Annotated in this window: 13 protein-coding genes and 1 pseudogene; 7 read left to right on the top strand and 7 right to left on the bottom strand. The window is 45.3% G+C overall.

What is annotated here, in order from left to right; translation table 11 throughout:
* From KN811_RS22150 to KN811_RS22145, 7 genes and pseudogenes are all read left to right on the top strand, one after another.
* The coding region (locus tag KN811_RS22150; protein WP_216335010.1) for an SIS domain-containing protein at positions 1-169 on the top strand (169 nt) is incomplete at its 5' end.
* 84 nt (positions 170-253) lie between these two features.
* The gene (locus KN811_RS22175; RefSeq protein WP_486669417.1) at positions 254-379 is read left to right on the top strand and encodes a hypothetical protein; all 126 of its coding nucleotides are present in this window, start codon (positions 254-256) and stop codon (positions 377-379) included.
* Positions 380-519: 140 nt separating this feature from the next.
* Positions 520-1,083 carry a Crp/Fnr family transcriptional regulator gene (locus KN811_RS20850; protein ID WP_187967144.1) on the top strand — a complete coding sequence of 188 codons (564 nt, stop codon included), beginning with the start codon at positions 520-522 and terminating at the stop codon, positions 1,081-1,083.
* A gap of 84 nt (positions 1,084-1,167) precedes the next feature.
* Positions 1,168-1,995, top strand: coding sequence for an SDR family oxidoreductase (locus tag KN811_RS20845; RefSeq protein WP_187967145.1), 828 nt, complete (start codon positions 1,168-1,170; stop codon positions 1,993-1,995).
* A 33-nt stretch (positions 1,996-2,028) separates the two neighbouring features.
* Complete coding sequence (locus KN811_RS20840) at positions 2,029-2,898, top strand: DJ-1/PfpI family protein (protein ID WP_187967146.1); 870 nt, start codon at positions 2,029-2,031, stop codon at positions 2,896-2,898.
* A gap of 98 nt (positions 2,899-2,996) precedes the next feature.
* Positions 2,997-3,461, top strand: coding sequence for a redoxin domain-containing protein (locus KN811_RS20835; RefSeq protein ID WP_187967155.1), 465 nt, complete (start codon positions 2,997-2,999; stop codon positions 3,459-3,461).
* A gap of 12 nt (positions 3,462-3,473) precedes the next feature.
* Positions 3,474-3,563, top strand: a pseudogene (locus KN811_RS22145) (hypothetical protein); the annotation flags it as partial.
* Here KN811_RS22145 and KN811_RS20825 read toward each other — a convergent pair.
* The 7 genes from KN811_RS20825 to KN811_RS20800 all read right to left on the bottom strand — a co-directional run bounded on the left by KN811_RS20825 (position 3,563) and on the right by KN811_RS20800 (position 14,381).
* A complete protein-coding gene (locus tag KN811_RS20825; RefSeq protein WP_247716576.1) occupies positions 3,563-4,048 on the bottom strand; it encodes an Arm DNA-binding domain-containing protein in 486 nt (161 codons plus the stop codon). The pseudogene KN811_RS22145 and the gene KN811_RS20825 sit on opposite strands and share 1 nt — an antisense overlap.
* 346 nt (positions 4,049-4,394) lie before the next feature.
* Complete coding sequence (locus KN811_RS20820) at positions 4,395-5,933, bottom strand: sulfatase family protein (protein WP_187967156.1); 1,539 nt, start codon at positions 5,931-5,933, stop codon at positions 4,395-4,397.
* A gap of 75 nt (positions 5,934-6,008) precedes the next feature.
* A complete protein-coding gene (locus tag KN811_RS21975) occupies positions 6,009-6,140 on the bottom strand; it encodes a hypothetical protein (protein WP_282097938.1) in 132 nt (43 codons plus the stop codon).
* A gap of 63 nt (positions 6,141-6,203) precedes the next feature.
* The gene (locus tag KN811_RS20815) at positions 6,204-7,481 is read right to left on the bottom strand and encodes a sulfatase-like hydrolase/transferase (RefSeq protein ID WP_187967148.1); all 1,278 of its coding nucleotides are present in this window, start codon (positions 7,479-7,481) and stop codon (positions 6,204-6,206) included.
* 55 nt (positions 7,482-7,536) lie between these two features.
* Entirely contained in the window at positions 7,537-9,480 is a 1,944-nt protein-coding gene (locus tag KN811_RS20810; protein WP_187967149.1) for a heparinase II/III domain-containing protein, read from the bottom strand.
* A 28-nt stretch (positions 9,481-9,508) separates the two neighbouring features.
* The gene (locus tag KN811_RS20805; RefSeq protein ID WP_187967150.1) at positions 9,509-11,230 is read right to left on the bottom strand and encodes a RagB/SusD family nutrient uptake outer membrane protein; all 1,722 of its coding nucleotides are present in this window, start codon (positions 11,228-11,230) and stop codon (positions 9,509-9,511) included.
* Between the two features lie 25 nt (positions 11,231-11,255).
* On the bottom strand, positions 11,256-14,381 hold the full coding sequence (locus tag KN811_RS20800; RefSeq protein ID WP_187967151.1) for a SusC/RagA family TonB-linked outer membrane protein: 3,126 nt from the start codon (positions 14,379-14,381) through the stop codon (positions 11,256-11,258).
* Positions 14,382-14,402: the final 21 nt, after the last annotated feature.

The following is a 14,402-nucleotide window of genomic DNA, read 5'->3' as shown; positions in this document are numbered from 1 at the left end:
TAAATACACCTTCGACACGTCCGACCTAATCATTGTGATCTCTAATTCCGGCCGGAATGCCCTGCCCATAGAAATGGCCATGAAAGCAAAGCAGGAAGGACTGAAAGTCATAGCCATCACCTCATTGAAGCAGTCCAAAAAAATAAATCGAAAGCCCAAAAGAAGCTGAAATGAAAAGGTAGCCGCAGAAAGCAAAGCCTATCAGCAAATACCGCAAATCTTATCTTTTGTGAATGAGCAGGGCGAGGATAAAATGAAACACCAGATTCATAGTAATTACAGTCGGATAAAATCAGATGTGCTGCACATTGTGGAAAGCGAAATGGAGCGCATCAAGAACGCCCCGATCTTAAATTACCTGATGCAGCAGAAATCTTAGCTAACTTAGGGGAATAAAATAAACGATTCTTTAAAGTTTCCAATTTCCATTTTTTGCATTTTGAACAACTTTCGCACTCTTTTTAGGTGGAGAAAATTTCAGGATTTTTTTGTAAGTTTATTAAAAATAATTGGATAAAAATGACTGATTTTTTGCAACGACATATTGGCGAACATATTGATTTGAATGATGAAGAATTTCACACCGTTTCCAAATTTTTCAATTCAGTTAAAATTCGCAAACGTCAGTTTCTCATTCAGGAAAATCAGTCGGTAGATACAATGTATCTGGTAAAAACAGGGCTTTTAAAAAGTAGCCTGATCGATGAAATAGGAAAAGAACATATCTTACAGTTCGCTAATGAAAACTGGTGGATTTCAGATTTTGCTTCATTTTTTAAAGGAGAAAAATCGACCGTTGCCGTAGAAGTTATAGAAGATGCAGAATTATTTAGCATTACTATTAACGACTTAGAACAACTTTGCAAAGTGATGCCCAAGATGGAGCATTTCTTCCGTGTGAAGTCAAATTTCGGATATGTTGCCCTTCAAAAAAGAATCCTTTCACTAATGTCACACACGGCAAAAGAACGATATGATGAGTTTTGTCTGATGTACCCTAATATCTTTTCACGAGTTCCCAAAAGATTAATTGCTAATTATTTAGGTGTTACAAGAGAAACACTTAGCCGTTTGCAGATGTGATCTACATCACACTATTTTTGTGAGGTATGTCCTTGTTAAAAACTGTATTGGCGTCATAACTTTACTCTATTAAAAAAACAAGTTATGGATACACCAAAAGTTTGGTTGGTAACAGGCGCTTCAAAAGGATTTGGATACGAATCGGTGAAACTTCTATTAGAGAAAGGTTATCGCGTAGCCGCTACATCCAGAGATAGTTCAAAATTAGAAAAACGAATTAACAGTGACCATTTTCTACCGCTTACAATGGAAGTGGCGAATGAAGAAAGTGTTTCTAAAGCAGTTTCCGCAGTAATGCAGCGTTTTGGTAAAATTGATGTTCTGGTCAATAATGCTGGCTACGGTTTATTGGGTGGAATCGAAGAGTTGGCGGATGAAGAAATAAGAAAGGTTTTCGCTGTCAACGTATTTGGACTGATAAACGTTTCTCGGTCAGTTTTACCAATAATGCGTAAACAACAATCCGGACGTATTTTAAATATAGCCTCTGTTTCAGGTTCTGTATCAGCTCCGGCTACAGGAATTTACAGTGCTACTAAAGCAGCCGTTATTCAAATTTCTGAAGCTTTATCTAAAGAAGCCGAAGAATTTGGCATCAAAGTTACTGCTATTTGTCCGGGAGGATTTCGCACAGATTTTCTGGATAAATCTTCGATGGCTACGCCAAAAAATGAAATTCCAGAATACACTTTGGTAAGAAACACAGTGGAACGTTTTGGAGAACTCAACAAAAACCAAGGTGGCGACCCCAAAAAAGCAGCTGCAGTTTTTATAAAAATTGGAGAAATGCCAAATCCTCCTTGCAGAATTTATCTGGGTTCTGATGCGCTAAGGATGATGAAGAAAAAAATAGCAGATGTCAGTCAATCTTTAGACACTTATTTTGAAACCAGTCAGGAAAGCGATTATTAAAATATTCAATCATAAATTTTAAATACAATTATTATGTCACAAGAATTAAGTAAATCACCGGTATTTGACGGAACAGGTTATGAGCCTTCATTTTTCTCACGTGGAGAATTTGTAGCTCCTAAAACCGATTACAAAGAAATAGATTACAAAAACCTCAATACGGATAAAAATAAAAAAGTATTGGTAGTTTGTACGGAAGAAAAATATATGGATATGGCCAACGGGAAAAAATTCGCAACCGGGAACCATCCTGTAGAAACTTTCGTTCCTATTTTGCATTTGCAGTCGGCAGGCTATGAAGTTGATTTTTATACCATCAATGGTAATCCAATCAATTTAGAATTATGGGCTCTTCCGCTAAAAGATGCTGTCGTAAGCAACGTTATCGAAAAATACAGCGAGCAGTTAGCTCGTCCAAAAAGCCTGAAAGAATTCGTAGCGGGTGGTTTCAAATCAGAGTCAGAATATGTTGCGGTTTTCTTACCAGGTGGTCACGGTGCAATGTTAGGTTTGCCGGAAAGTGAAGACTTGAAAAAAGTAATCAACTGGGTAGTTGCCGAAGACAAATTTATGTTGGCTATTTGCCACGGCCCTGCAGCGCTGTTGGCAGCCGGATACGATGCAGATCCTGAAAGTTTTCCATATAAAGGTTATAAAATCAATGGCTTTCCAGATACGATAGATGTTACGCTTCCGGAAATAGGCTATCAACCGGGAGAAATGCCTTGGTTTTATGGCGGAAAACTAAAAAATTTGGGCGTCGAATTTCTGAATGATGATATTTCAGGAGCTTGTCATACCGACAGAAAATTAGTGACTGGTGACAGTCCATTAGCCGCTAACAAGTTTGGTGAAATGTGTGCGGAAGCCTTATTAAAGGATTCCAACGCAAACAATGACTAATTGCTTTTGCAGTATTTATTTAGATTGAAATAATCAAAATATACATTAAACATCACTGCTTCTTGCAGTGATGTTTTCAACCTAAAAAATTTAAAAAGATATTAGAAGCATTTTCAAAAGCACCAGATTTTACACTAATTGACCAAAACGGGAAGAAAGTGACACTCAGCGAATTTGAAGCTAAGAAAAATGTTGTCCTTGCATTTTATCCATTCGATTGGAGTCCCGTTTGCAGCGATCAGATTTCTTTTTATAACGAGATGCATTCGCTTTTTGAAAAGCGGGATGCCATAGTTATAGGTATTTCTGTTGACAGTATGTTTTGTCACACCGCATTTGCCGAAAATAGAAAATTAACTCTTCCTTTATTGGCAGATTTTGAACCAAAAGGTGAAGTTGCTAGAGAATATGGCGTATATAATAATAAAGAAGGACACGCAAGCAGAGCACTTTTTGTGATTGATAAAAATAGAACCATCGTGCAGAGTTATTTATCTCCCGATAGTGAGAACCCAGGAGCTGACGGCATTTTAGAAGCACTGGATACAATGAATAAAGCCTAAAAACAAAATATTATGTCACATTTAAAAGAAGCCATTTCGGCAAATGATTATACAAGAGGTGCAGAAAACTCTCAAGTCCAGATTGTAGAGTACGGTGATTTTCAATGCCCATATTGCGGACAGGCAGAGCCTATCGTAGAGAAAATGTTGAAGGATTTCGGAAGTGCCATGTATCTTTCAGTGGTGTAATAGTTCTTCATTGTCCCCTTTTTCAGAACAAATGCCATATTTTCGTGATGATATGCAATGAGTTCCCGTAAGGTCTTACTATTATCGTCTTCTCCTAAATATCGGGCTTTAATGGCTTCTGAGGATATAATTTTATCTTCCTCCAAAAGTTCTTTATGACATTCCAGTAGCCTGTTATATACTTCGTCCAGATAGGCATTTAACGTTCTTACCTTTTGGGAACTGCCCCGACCTCGGCTTTTGTTGCTGTCCCAATCTTTGTTAGCAATGGATCTCTTTAAACTGATTTCTGCGCGTTTTCCGCTAATGGTAATACGCACATAGATGGAAAGTTGATTTGGATTGCTCCTTGATTTTCTGGTAAAGAAGATTGCCGTAAAAGTGCTTTTTGTCTTCATTTTCAATGACTTTAAATTAAACAATACGTTGCTAAATCGAAAGTCAAATCATATCTGAAAGCCCTCTAAAGATAGTACAATTTTAATGAAACATTGCACACCGAATTACACACCTTTTATATGGTTTTAAATGAAATCAATTGAATGCATAAAAAACAAAAAACACTGAAAACCATACGATTAACAGTGTTTTGTTGTGACCTATTTCTAGGTTCGTCGGGGTGGCAGAATTGGAATTCATTTCACACACCCTTTAAAATCAGCATTTTACATCTCATATTTTCAAATAGGACACCCATTAGGGCACCTATAACGGCTATTTCGGCTTTCTGCATTGTAAATATAATTATTTTAACTCCAATTGTTGAATTTCATTGTAATCCTTTCCCCGGACAACTTCAAAATCTTTTACCATTTCTTCCAGTTTCTCCAGATTTTCTTCTGCGAAGTTATTTTGCTGGGACATATCGTCCTTTAAATTGTACAACTGGAATGCGGAGGAGTTCCCCAGTTCAATATTCACCAGTTTGTTAACGGCAGGGCCGTTATAGGGCGGGATCATCAGCCAGTTTCCTTTTCTGAAAGCCGTCCGGGAAGATGCTTCAATGACCAACGATTCCCTGCCTTCGTTACTTTGTCCCAGGAAAACAGACAACAGGTCTTTGCTGTCGGTGGTATTTTCTTCTGTCCCGGCCAATCCGGCCAATGATGCCAGCAGGTCGAGCTGGCATACCAGGGCATCTGATACCCCAGGTTGGATCTTTCCTTTCCAATAGGTTATAAAGGGCACTCTTGTCCCGGCTTCAAACAAACTGTACTTCCCCCCTCTTAGTCCGCCTTTAGGATCGTGGTTCCCTGTTTTTTCAACGGTATTATCATTATACCCGTCATTCAGAACGGGGCCGTTATCGCTGGTAAAGACCAGCAGGGTATTTTCGAGCAGGCCTTCTTTTTCGAGGGTTTTCACAAACTCCCCGACAACCCAATCGGCTTCGAGGATGACATCTCCCCGCGGCCCCAGGCCCGATCTGCCCGCAAAACGGGGGTGCGGGGTCCTGGGCACATGGGGTTGTTGCAGTGCATAATATAAAAAGAACGGTTTGTCTTTATGTTCTTTTACATAGTTCTTCGCTTTGTCCAGGAAATGGTCTGCCATCTCCACGTCTTTCCATTTTGCAGCTTCCCCGCCTTTCATATACCCTATCCGGGGAATACCGTTGACAATGCTGTTATTATGTCCATGGTGCCATGTCATGGTCAGCATTTCCGGGTTTGAAATGGCTGTGGGTTCTCCCTCGAAATTTTTGTTATAGTCCACTTCGATCGGGTCTTCCGGGTCCAGGCCAACCACGTCACCGTCTTTTATATACACGGTAGGCACGCGGTCCTGTGTTGCCGCCATGATATAAGACGATTCAAAGCCCACTTCATTGGGGCCGGGGAAAATATGTTCGTTCCAGTTTACATGTCCAGTTCCCAGCCCTAAATGCCACTTGCCTACAATCCCGGTAGCATATCCCTGCGACCTGAACATCTTAGGCAGGGTCTTCTGCGTTGTTGAAATTAAAAGGGGGGCTGTTCCCGGTAAGATCTTCGCATCTTTATTGCGCCAGGGGTACATTCCGGTTAAAATGGCGTACCTGCTGGGGGTACAGGTGGCCGAAGCAGCATATCCGTTGGTAAAGCGGACCCCGCCCTCAGCCAGTTTGTCGATATTCGGCGTCTGTAACCCGGTTGCCCCGTAGCAACCCAGGTCGCCATAGCCCAGGTCGTCCATATACAGGATAACCACATTGGGCTTTTGCTGTGCCTGCGCTACAGATGTATTTTCCTTTTTCTCTTTTTTGCATCCTGTTAGTATCAATCCTGCCAGGATAAAGGCCATGATATATACCGACCGGGGGTTTAATACGGTCAAAAGTGCTTTTCCCTTTAATGTTAACTTCACGATAAGATGGTTTTAAAGTAATTTTTTTCCGTTTTGCATGGACGGGTCACCATCCCTTTCATAAATAGCCCTGTCTATATCCTGGGGGTAATTGTTATACCAGTCCAGCAATTCTTCTTTTAATTCTTTTGTTTTACCCGGCATATCGGCAGCAATATTGACCGATTCCCCTTCGTCCTTTGCAAGGTTATAAAGCTGAATATGGGTTCAGTCCACATCCATCAGCAATTTGTAGTCCCCTTTTCTTATGGCCAGGTCGGGGTCGTTATTGCCAAACAGGCCCGGCCTGTCCGGGGGGCGTAACCAGAACAGCGCTTTTTGCCTTTTGAGCGATGTTTTTCCGGTGATCGCCGAAGAAACATCAAGTCCGTCTACCTGCAGGTCCCTGTCATTGGCAACACCGGCTATGGCCGAAAACGAGGGCAACAGGTCTATGGCAGAAAATACCGTTTGGGTGTCTACCGTACCTTGTTTTTCCTCCGGGATCACACCGGGATGCCAGGTGATAAAGGGTTCCCTGACGCCTCCTTCGTAAATCTGGGTTTTATGCCCTTTGAGGTTCCCTGCCTTATTTACACCGGCATCGGGCCCGTTGTCACTGGTCAATACGATCAGGGTGTTTTCAGACAGTTCGGGGTCCTCCCTGATATAATCGAATAGCCGTCCCAATTGCCTGTCCATCTCGTGCATAACCCCCAGAAACCTGGCATGTCGGCTGGAATCTCCCCTCAGGTCTCCCGGAGGTTCGAGCGGGGTGTGGATATCATCGGGCCAGACATTGATATAGAACGGTTTATTTTCTTTTCGGGCATTCTTTATGGCTTCAATGGCCCTGTCTACAAATATTTTGGTAAAATTTTCCCGTTTTATCCAGTGCACTTTTCCCCTTCCCAGCGCTGCGGATTGCTTTTCGAGGTCGGGGCGTTCGGGGTCATCGCCCAGGTCCAGGGTCTCAAATTTTGCGAGGTATCGCTCTCCAAGCCCTTCGAACTGGGTCACCGATTCGTCAAAACCGTATTCCGTTATTAAGGGGACATCGGCAATATCACGGCCCCCTCCCATATGCCATTTTCCGATATGTGCCGTATAATACCCTGCCTTTTTCATTTCCCTCGCTATGGTCGGGGCCTTGATGTCCAGGCTGTTCTTCATGCCCCTTTCTTTATTGGCCCGCCGGTCGTGCACATATGACGTGATCCCCCATCGGCTCGGGTATTGCCCCGTAATACAGGCCACCCTTGAAGGTGAACAGATCGGGGAATTGACATAGAATTGCGAAAAACTCAGGCCCTCGGAAGCCAGCCTGTTTATATTCGGGGCATCGACCTCGGTATTCCCGTAGGTGGGGAGATCCCCATAGCCCATATCATCGATCAATATAAAAAGAATATTGGGTTTTTCCGAATTATTTTCCGGGCCGTTCCCACAGCCGTACAAGGTAAGGAACAGGCTTATGATAAAGAATTTGCCGTATTTGGGTTTCATGGCCTATATATGAATCATGATAAAAATTAAACTCCGTTATTTTTCAGGCTTAAGACTAATCGGATGGCGCCTCCGTAAGACTTACCGTAAACCTGGCCACCGTATTTTCCGGGACCTTCACATCAAATCCTACCATCACCGTCCCTTTGTTTTGCAGATTGTAGGCGCCGTATTTATAATTTCCGAACTCACATAGGTATTCGGCCGGGTTTTCGGAAGGCCTGATCGCCAGTTTAACCGGTATATCCGAACTTACCTTTAACAGTATCACTTTCCCTTTTTGGGAGAGCCTGATGGTGTTCTTGTCCATGATCTCGGCCGATGCGGGAGTAACCATATTCCACCTCAGGTCCACAGGTTCGGCATTCACTTCGATACGATCTTCTATTTTCAGATAGGAATCGTCCACTATGGTCGCTTTCCTGCTGGCCATTTTTAATTCGTTATTAAAATTCAGCACCGATGTCAGGTCTATTCTCGCGCCCCGTTCGTGCCCTTTTTCAAAGGTTTCCGTGATCTCCGCTCTTCCTTCGACATTATGACGCCGGTTGTTAATGGTCAAGGTATTGTGATTTAAGTTATTATACCTGAACACCTCCCATCGTTCCGCATCCTGGTCCAGGTTCCACAGGTCCACACCTTCGGATTCGAGCGTAATATAGCTTTGCAGGCCGAAATCCATGGCCCACCTCAGCCCGTCCGCATCGTACACAAAGGTCCCCTGGTCCATATGTGAATGGCCGTCGGAAGCACTGCCTCCCTTAACTCCCAGGTATTTTCCTTTTGTACCTTCCCAGCTGGTACGTATAATGGACACCGGAGTAATTCCATGTCCCGTGAACATTTTGCGGGACGGCGGCTTAATTTCGGACAGGGTCAGCCCTTTTCCGAAAACAAGGGCATTGGGCAAAACCCTTTCGATATCGGACGATACTGTTTTGGTATATAACCCGTCACGGATCATATTGACCTCCTGGAAGATCAGGGACGGATCGTCTAATTTTTGTGCAAACCAGAACATGGAAGAGCGGGCAGTCTGGCTTTTTCCACAGTCGTAATAATTAAAGTAATCCCCGGAAGGCCCTCCAGCAAAAAGCATATAATACGCGGAGTCTAGGAATCCCGGCGCTTTTGACAAGCCGTTATCGGACCCCAGCGCACTTTCCAGGGCGGCGATCAGCATCACCTGGAATGTGGTGCCGTAATTCCAGTACCCCGGGCCTTCCGGATAATTGCCGTCCGGGGCATAGGCTTCCAGGGGCAAGCGGTTCGATTTCAGGGCCCTTTCAATAATGGCGACCGACTGTTCTTTTTCGTCTTCCATAATGGCCAGGGCCCCATAGACCAGTCCCGCATTACAGACCGAGTTCCAATTGCTATGGACATCGAGGAACCAGGCATGGTCTTCAATATACGAAGGCTCAAATGCTTTTTTCAGTATAGCCTCCCGTACATTTTTCCGGGTGCTTTCCTTCAGGTCGTCATACAACCAGTCGTAAGCGATGGAAACGGCCATGCACATCTCACCTACATCCAGGAAATGGGTAGGGTTCCAGCTTTCAAAGGCACAAACGGCATTGAGTTCCTTTTCAGCCCTGTGCAGGTATTTGGCACGGCCTGTCATGCGGTAGCTGTAAGACAGGTAGTACAGCCTGGTCAATGCCTTCCGGGAAACGGCCAGCAGCCTTTTGCCCTTTTTCTTAAAAACCAGCGGTTCTTCCGAAAGCAGATCATCGGACACCCGGCGTATATAAGCATCTACTTTTTTAAACTCCGGGTTTCTTTTTAATGATGCCTTCAGTGTTTTTTCATCCGCTTCGGACAGTAATATCCTGGGATGGTCCGCTATCCGGGAATAGTTGTATGAAAGTGCGGGCTCTGCACTTTGCGCATTTGCGCCAAGGCACAAAACAAGAACATACCCTATAAAAAAGCCTTTTAATATATTCCGGCAGGTATTTTTTCGTTTTCGGGGAATACTTGTAACTATGATCTTCATTGATTTAGGTTTTTATCGGGAACATTTACTACCACCCTGTCCTTTGTTCAAGACTTTGATTGATCAGGGTTTCCTGTAAGGGGTAAGGCAACAGGAGGTGCCTGGCCCTGTCAAAGTTATTTCCGGGGGACAGATAAGTCTGATGGAACTGATTCGTACTGTTAAAAAGTGCATGGTTGCTAATGGTTTCATTGGTTTCCATCAGTTTTTCCTCAAGCAGGTCCCACCGGATCAGGTCCTGTTTGCGGAGTCCTTCGAAACATAACTCGCGTAGCCTTTCATCGACGATCTCCTTAAAAAAATCATCGTGGTTCAGGCTTCCCGTATAAGGTTCCAGGCCCACCCTTTCCCTTACGGTATTAAGATCGTTCAGCGCAGCATCATTGGCTGCTGCCGTTCCGAACCTGCCCCCGATAACAGCCTCTGCATGCATTAAAAGTACGTCCGAATATCTTAAAACGGGGAAATTGATACTTGTAAAATTGGGGTCGGTATCTGATCCCGGTGTATTATTGAGAATGGTATAACCGGCATCTGTGATCTTTTCCTCTTCTTTTAATGCGTTGAGATTGGAGGGTTCCCATCTCCTGAATTTCCCTATGCCGTATTCCTGGTTCAGGGGGTAATCGAAAATATAACTCATGGTGTATGCCCGGTTGGCACTGGAATACTTGTTGCGATAGCCGGCAATATTCCACTCCCTTCTCGTATCTTCCTGTGAATATATATGGTAAACAGGTAGCCCCACATTGACCTTACAAAAACCCCGCGGGATATCCTGGGTCCCTACAAATTCGACACCGTTGATATTGCCCAGCCTTCCATCTACCGTTAACCCCATGCTCTGAAAGTTGCCGAACGAGATCTCAAACAAGGATTCCCTCAGGTCGTACCTGTCCTGTAAATAGCTCAGAAAGTGGTTCCTGTAACTCATACTGTCTACAGCATAGGGCACAATACCATGCCAGCCATCGTTGATAATGATCTCGCATTGTTCCCGGGCTTTCTCAAAATATTGCTGGTTATTCTCAAAGTAGGAACCCGCTTCGCTACCCGATAAATAAGGTTGAAACCCGCCCATTCTCAGGTAGAGCCGGGCCAGCAGGCCGTGTGCTGCCATCTTATTGGGCTCTCCCGGCACATATTCGGAGCTGTTGGCGTGTTTCAGGTGTTCTGCGGCAAACAGATAGTCGCTTTCCACCTGGGTATAGACATCGATCAGCGGGGATGCGGGGACATTGTTGTCTTCCTGGGAATAACTGGGTGTTAGCCTCAATGGCACCGGCCCGAACCAGCCGGCCAGGTTATAGTAGCAAAATGCCCTCATAAAACGCGCCTTGGCCAGGAGATTGTTATATGCTTCGGCAGTAAACAGGTCGGGGTTCAGGTTTTTCTCGAACTGGTTGACCAGCTGAATACAGGTATAGAACCTCAGCCATATATTTTTGATCGCATCGCTCGAAGGCGTATGTGCATATTTCGCATCGTCCCAGGTAGGGTTATTGGGATCGTTCGTATAGCTTTCATCCGTTCCGGCCTCGAGCAGGACATTGAACTTCCAGCCGTAAACATCGTCGTTGGCCAGCTCACTATAGATCCCTGACAGGGCCAGGTCTGCCTCTTCCCGGGTAGAATAGAAGGATTCGGCCTTCCAGGAAGATTTCGGCTCTACTTCCAGAAAATCGGAACAGCCTGTCCACATAAACGCTGCCAGGAATATCGCTGTGAAGTATATATTCTTTTTTTTCATGTGCTCAAAATTTATAACTGTTTTTTCAAAATGTAAGTTCAATTCCTCCCGACACCGTGACACTTTGCGGATAGGCGGAGTAATCCAGCCTGGGGGTCAAAGCCCCGAACCTTCCGACCGACACATCCGGATTATAGCCTTCGTAACGGGTCCAGGTATAGATATTTTGTGCGGACACCGACAACCTGCACTTTTTCAGCTTCAGTCTGCCGAGCACTTCTTCTGGCAGGTTATATCCCAGGACCACTGTTTTGAGTTTTAAATAGGAGCCGTCGTCGATATGCCGGGTATCGAGCTTATAGCCGAAAGGCGCTGTTAAATTTACCCCATCATATCTCATCCCGCCTATGGTTGTTTCGGTGTTTGTCGGTGTCCAGATGTCGGCCAGGGACGTCAGGCCGTTCCTGTTTTGCCGGTATATACTTCCGAATTCCGATTTATTGCCATTCAGTATATCAAAGTCATAGGCCCATTGCAGCAGGAACTGAAAATCAAAAGCCCCGATCTTAAAACTGTTGGACAATCCCCCGATATGCTTCGGCTGCGGATTTCCTATGATGGTCCGGTCCTCTTCATTGATCACCCCGTCGCCATTGAGGTCCCTGAATTTCACCATCCCCGGCCGCATTACGGTACGATAGGTGGGAATCCCTTCTTTCAGTTCATAATCCCCGCCATTGGTCAGTACAAAGTCCTCCATCTGGTAGATACCGTCAAACTCAAGCCCGTACATCATTCCCACAGGATGGCCTATCCTGGTAATATACTGGTATTCGGTCTGCATAAACTGCAGGTCCCACCCGGGGTCTATAAGAATTTCATTTTGTCCGCTGTTCAGCTTCTCTGTCCTGGTTTTGTTGAACGAGATGTTGAAATCCGTTTCCCAACGGAACCGTTCTTTCCTGATATTCCGGAAATTCAGGGAAAATTCCATCCCTTCATTGGAAATCTCACCTACGTTTTGCTGTACCCTGTCAAACCCGGTACTCAGGGCCATATCGGCATCCAGCAACAGGTCTTTTGTTCTTTTTTTGTAGTAATCTACCGTGAGGCTAAACCTGTTAAAGAGGTTCAGGTCCAGGCCCACATTGGTCTGGGCCGTTGTTTCCCAACGCAGGTCGGGGACTGCCATATTACTTTGATAGGCCCCCGGCGAAAAATCCTGGTTTGGCCCTAACACATAACCGCTGGATGCATTGACCGCAAACATGTTATAGGCGGCAAAATCCCCGATGCGGTTGTTTCCCGTCAATCCCCAGCCCGCTCTTATCTTTAAATCGGATACGGCCTCGACGCCCTTCATAAATCCTTCTTCCGACACTCTCCAGGCGAGCGAAAAAGACGGAAAATAGCCCCACCGGTTCTCTTTCTGAAATTTCGAAGACCCGTCGGTCCTGAAATTAACCGTGGCCAGGTAGCGGTCCTTATAGCTGTAATTGACCCTTCCGAAATAAGACAATAAGGCATTGGCCGAGTGGGAAGACCCCGCTATTGTCGCCGTTGTTGCGATCCCCAGGTTGTCTATACCGAACTGGTCTGTCGGGATATTCCTGTTTTCCAGGTTGGATGCCTCCCTGGTACTGTACTGGGCCTCCATCCCTACCAGTGCGCCATAGACATGACTTCCTTTCCTGTCACTGAATTTCAAGGTGTTTGAAGTTGACAATATATCCCATCGGATATCGGATATAGAACCGTGTATGCCCCGGTTGGTCCTGGATGCCTGCTGGGTGTCTGCGTTAAAAAATATGGTACTTTCCTGGCTGGTGGTCCTGTAATTCCCGTTGACATTCAGGGTGAATTTCTCCAGAAACTTATAATTGAGCCCCAGTGTTCCGGAGAGCACATCCCTGGTCACTGCCCTGTCGGTATTTTCCAGTGTTTTTACAGGATCGTACAGGTAGGGGTCCTGGTCCTGTATGGCACTTTCCTCTTCATCGCTCCAGTTTATGGGATTGACCGGCCTGAAGGAAACCGCATCCCGTATAACGCTGGTCCTGGTATTTCCGGCTACCTGTAAGCCTTTACTTTTTATTTTACTGTATTCTATCTGGCCGTTGACCTTGAGATTGTCATTTACTTTGTGCGTAAATTTCAACCGGTTATTGATCTTTTTAAAACTTGTAGTAATGAGCGTCCCTTCCTGGTCGAGAAAATTTCCGCTGTAATACAGGGAGGTCTTTTCGTTCCCGCCCCTCAGGGAAAGTGTGTGGTTGCTGGTATATGCCGTTCTGAAGATCTCGTCCTGCCAGTCGGTCCCCTTCACATTTCTGTACAATTCCGGGTCGATCCAGTTGGTCTTGAATATCCTTACGTTCTGCCCCGGGTCGTAGTTATCATTGGCATAGGCCAGTGCTTCCTGGTATCTGGCAAATTCATAAGGGCTCAGCACCTCCAACCGGTTGGGAATGATCTGTACCCTGGAGAACGAACTTATGTTTATATCCGTTTTCCCGTCAGACCGGCCGCTGCGCGTATTGATCACAATAACACCATTGGCCCCGCGCGAACCGTAAATTGCGGTTGCCGAGGCATCCTTCAGGATATCGAAACTCTCAATGTCGCGGGTATTGATGCTGGACGGGTCGAAGTCCTCAAGGGGAATGCCGTCTACCACATACAAAGGTGAATTGTCACCCGTTATCGAATTCCCTCCCCGGATCACTATATTCTGGGAACTCCCGGGCGTTCCGTCGCCCGCCGTAACCTGTACCCCGGCTGCCCGGCCTGCAAGGGCTTCGTCGAAATTCGCTGTTGGGGCCACCGAAAGTTCCTCGGGGTCTATGGCAGATACCGAACCGGTGAGGTCCTTCTTTCTGACAGCCTCATACCCGATAACCACCACTTCGTTCAGCTGTACCTGGTCCGGTTCGAGGGTTATATGGATCGTCGTCTGGCTAAATACATTCTTTTCAACTGTTTTAAACCCCACATACGAAAATACCAGGATGTCCGATGGTTCTATACCTTCAATGGCATAGTTCCCGTCAAAATCCGTTGTGGTCCCTTTCGGGATGCCTTTTACAATAACATTGGCCCCCGGTATGGGCACCCCTTTATCATCGGTGACAGTACCTGTAATGGTCGTTTGGGCAAAGACACCGACTGCCGGGATAAAAAACAATAGTACTAAAAGTTTGATTGGTTTCATATGGTTTGTTTTTGAGGTCAG

It is taken from the genome of Sinomicrobium weinanense (genome assembly GCF_018863395.1).
GTDB lineage: Bacteria > Bacteroidota > Bacteroidia > Flavobacteriales > Flavobacteriaceae > Sinomicrobium > Sinomicrobium weinanense.
The sequence above is the reverse complement of the archived record's forward strand: the minus strand, read 5'-3'. Positions and strand labels throughout refer to the sequence as shown.

Excerpts from the sequence above, each read along its gene's own strand:
- KN811_RS22175 (WP_486669417.1), top strand. The coding sequence starts at position 254 with ATGAAACACCAGATTCATAGTAATTACAGTCGGATAAAATCAGATGTG.
- KN811_RS20840 (WP_187967146.1), top strand. The coding sequence starts at position 2,029 with ATGTCACAAGAATTAAGTAAATCACCGGTATTTGACGGAACAGGTTAT.
- KN811_RS20810 (WP_187967149.1), bottom strand. The coding sequence starts at position 9,480 with ATGAAGATCATAGTTACAAGTATTCCCCGAAAACGAAAAAATACCTGC.
- KN811_RS20800 (WP_187967151.1), bottom strand. The coding sequence starts at position 14,381 with ATGAAACCAATCAAACTTTTAGTACTATTGTTTTTTATCCCGGCAGTC.
- KN811_RS20845 (WP_187967145.1), top strand. The coding sequence starts at position 1,168 with ATGGATACACCAAAAGTTTGGTTGGTAACAGGCGCTTCAAAAGGATTT.
- KN811_RS20805 (WP_187967150.1), bottom strand. The coding sequence starts at position 11,230 with ATGAAAAAAAAGAATATATACTTCACAGCGATATTCCTGGCAGCGTTT.
- KN811_RS21975 (WP_282097938.1), bottom strand. The coding sequence starts at position 6,140 with ATGCCGGGTAAAACAAAAGAATTAAAAGAAGAATTGCTGGACTGGTAT.
- KN811_RS20825 (WP_247716576.1), bottom strand. The coding sequence starts at position 4,048 with ATGAAGACAAAAAGCACTTTTACGGCAATCTTCTTTACCAGAAAATCA.
- KN811_RS20850 (WP_187967144.1), top strand. The coding sequence starts at position 520 with ATGACTGATTTTTTGCAACGACATATTGGCGAACATATTGATTTGAAT.
- KN811_RS20815 (WP_187967148.1), bottom strand. The coding sequence starts at position 7,481 with ATGAAACCCAAATACGGCAAATTCTTTATCATAAGCCTGTTCCTTACC.
- KN811_RS20820 (WP_187967156.1), bottom strand. The coding sequence starts at position 5,933 with ATGGCCTTTATCCTGGCAGGATTGATACTAACAGGATGCAAAAAAGAG.